Raw genomic sequence first — 2,813 nt, forward strand, 5'->3', positions numbered from 1 at the left:
TTTACGAGTTTTTATTTTTAATAAATTTTACTTAAATTTTCTATTTACTTGAGTATTTTATTTAAGTAGCTTACATTTAAGTAAGTTTTATTTAGTTTCTTTAAGATTACCATCTTCGTCTTCGTTATCTACTTTTTCAGGATTTAAACCCTCATAAGTTGAGTCAGAAGCAGATAAGCTTAAAGCTTTACCATATTCTTGTGGTTGTTGTACTTTAAAGTGGTAATCATTACCTGGAAGAACTGCATTAAGTAAGATCCCACAAATCGCAGCTATAGCTAAACCAGAAAGAGTAATTTCTGTACCTGCTACATGGAATACTAATGGGTTATTTGCAAACCCTAAACCTGTTACAAGGATTACCGCAGCAATTATTAGGTTACGGGCTTTAGTTAAGTCTACTTGATTTTCTACAACATTACGTACCCCAATTGCAGAGATCATTCCATAAAGAATTAAAGAAACTCCACCAATAATTGCAGTTGGAATTGAGTTAATAATATCTGAAATAAATGGAATAAATGCAAAGACAATTGCAAACATAGCTGCATAACGGGTAACACGTGGGTCATACACTCGAGTTAGAGCTAACACCCCAGTATTCTCACCATAAGTAGTACATGCAGGACCACCAAAGTAAGAACCTACCATAGTTGCTGCCGCATCACCAAATAGAGTGCGGTGTAAACCAGGTTTTACAATATAGTTACGGTTGGTAGTTGCTGATACTGCTGAGATATCACCTATATGTTCCATAGTTGTCGCTAATACGATAGGAACTATAGTAATAATTGCAGAAAGATTAAAAGTTGCAAAATACTCTGTATGTAAAGGTAAGTGGAAAGCTTCTAAATTCGCAAAATGCGATTTGTCAACTAAACCAAAAGCTAAAGCAATAATATACGAGCCAAAAATACCAAATAGTAATGGAATAATTTTCATCATTCCACGTCCCCAAATGGTAGTAACAACAATAATTGCTATGGCAATTACAGCTAATAGCCAATTAGTGCTTGCCATACTAATCGCTGTAGGAGCGAGAGTTAGACCTATACAGATCACAATAGGTCCAGTAACCACTGGTGGGAAAAAGCGCATAATACGTTTTGCTCCGAAAACGTAAATTAAAATCGCAATTAAGATGTAAACTATGCCGGCAACAAATACTCCCCCTAAAGCCATAGATAAATGCTCAGGATCTTTATTAGGAGCTACGGCAGCATAACCTGCAAGAAAGGCAAATGATGAGCCTAAGAAAATCGGAACTTTACCTCCGGTAATTAGATGGAAGAGAAGAGTTCCCACACCCATCATGAGAAGAGTGGTTGATACATCTAATCCGGTAAGGATAGGTACTAATACTGTTGCCCCAAACATAGCAAAAGTATGTTGTAAACCTAAAAGAAATTTTTTTCCAAATGAAAGATTTTTAATATCATAAATAGGCTCTTGACCTAATTGTACTTTTTCTTTTGCCATGATAATTTTTTCTTCTTTTCTAAATGCAAATTGTCTAGATTATACACAATTTTTATAAAATGTAAAGAGTCAAATTAAATTCATTTTAGAACTAACAAAAGTCTTAGCACAGATTATTAAGAAATAAACTGAAAAAAGAGAGCCTAGGAGCTCTCTTTTGAGGAAATTTAAAAGCGAAAATTATTTTTTCACTGCTTTTCCAGCAATAATATAGTAATCACGGTAGTAACGTTCTTCATTTTTCTCATTATATCCGCCTAAAGCTGGAGAAACTAGAGCGTAAACTGAAGCCCAGTTAAATGGAATGTTACCTTGGCTTTCTTGTAAAACCTTATTCGCTTTAGCGTATAGTTCTGCACGTTTAGTTGCATCAGGTTCAACATTTGCTTCTTTTACGTAGCGATCGTAATCTTGGTTACAATAGCCAGAATAGTTCGCTGTATTATTACAAGTTAAGATATTATAGAAGGTTGAAGCTTGGTCATAGTCTGCTCCCCAGCCTCCTAAACGAATTTGATAGTTTCTCGATTTAATTTTATCGAGATAAGTTTTCCATTCGTTAGCATTACCAGTAAGTTTTACTAAACCACCTGAACCACGATCCCATTGGTTTTGTAAGGCGATAAATACTCTTTGAGTTAAACGGTTTGAAGAGTAAGTTAATTCTACTTTAAGAGGATTTGCCTTACTAAAGCCTGCTGCAGTCAGAAGTTTAACAGCTTCTGCCTGACGTTCTTGCATAGTTTTATCCCAGTAATCAGCTGGAGTTGCTAATTGTCCGTCTTGGACATAAGTAGGAACAAAGATTGAAGTTGGTGTTCCTGCAGAGTAGATGTTATCAATAATAAATTTATTATTGGTTAATAAAGCTATAGCTCGACGAACTCTTACATCTTGGAAAGGTTCATAGTTATATTGGAAATCTAAATAACTCGCAGATAATGCTGGAGATAAACGAACTTCTTCCGGACGTTGTTTAAGAATTTGCTCTTTTAATTGAATTGGAATTCCTGTAAAGAGTAATTCACCTGCAACATATTGGTAGTAAGCAGTATTAGGATCTGAGATAAACACAAAACGTATATCCGTTAAAGTTACGTTTTTAGCATCCCAGTAGCTCTCTACTTTTTGTAAGGTGATTTCGTCGTTAACCGCATAGCGTACAAGTTTGTAAGGGACATTAGACACAATATTTTCAGGTCTTACCCAAGCATCACCATGTTTTTCTATTACATCTTGACGTAGAGGACCAGTTACCCCATAAGATAAAACTTGAGTTAACCATGGAGTAGGGGATTCAAGTTTAACTTCTAGGGTAAAATCATCTAAAGCTT

At 35.1% G+C, this 2,813-nt stretch carries 2 protein-coding genes; both read right to left on the minus strand.

Annotated features, from left to right (window positions below; translation table 11 throughout):
• Positions 1-87 precede the first annotated feature (87 nt).
• Positions 88-1,479, minus strand: coding sequence for a uracil-xanthine permease family protein (locus CKF59_RS01475; protein ID WP_119534214.1), 1,392 nt, complete (start codon positions 1,477-1,479; stop codon positions 88-90).
• Positions 1,480-1,659: 180 nt separating this feature from the next.
• Positions 1,660-2,813, minus strand: a 1,154-nt coding sequence (locus CKF59_RS01480; RefSeq protein ID WP_147397092.1) for a peptide ABC transporter substrate-binding protein, incomplete at its 5' end; no start/stop codon positions are given.

The sequence above is a fragment of the Psittacicella gerlachiana genome (assembly GCF_003585965.1).
GTDB classification, from domain to species: domain Bacteria; phylum Pseudomonadota; class Gammaproteobacteria; order Enterobacterales; family Psittacicellaceae; genus Psittacicella; species Psittacicella gerlachiana.

Coding starts and splice junctions, on each gene's coding strand:
- CKF59_RS01475 (WP_119534214.1), bottom strand. CDS start 1,479: ATGGCAAAAGAAAAAGTACAATTAGGTCAAGAGCCTATTTATGATATT.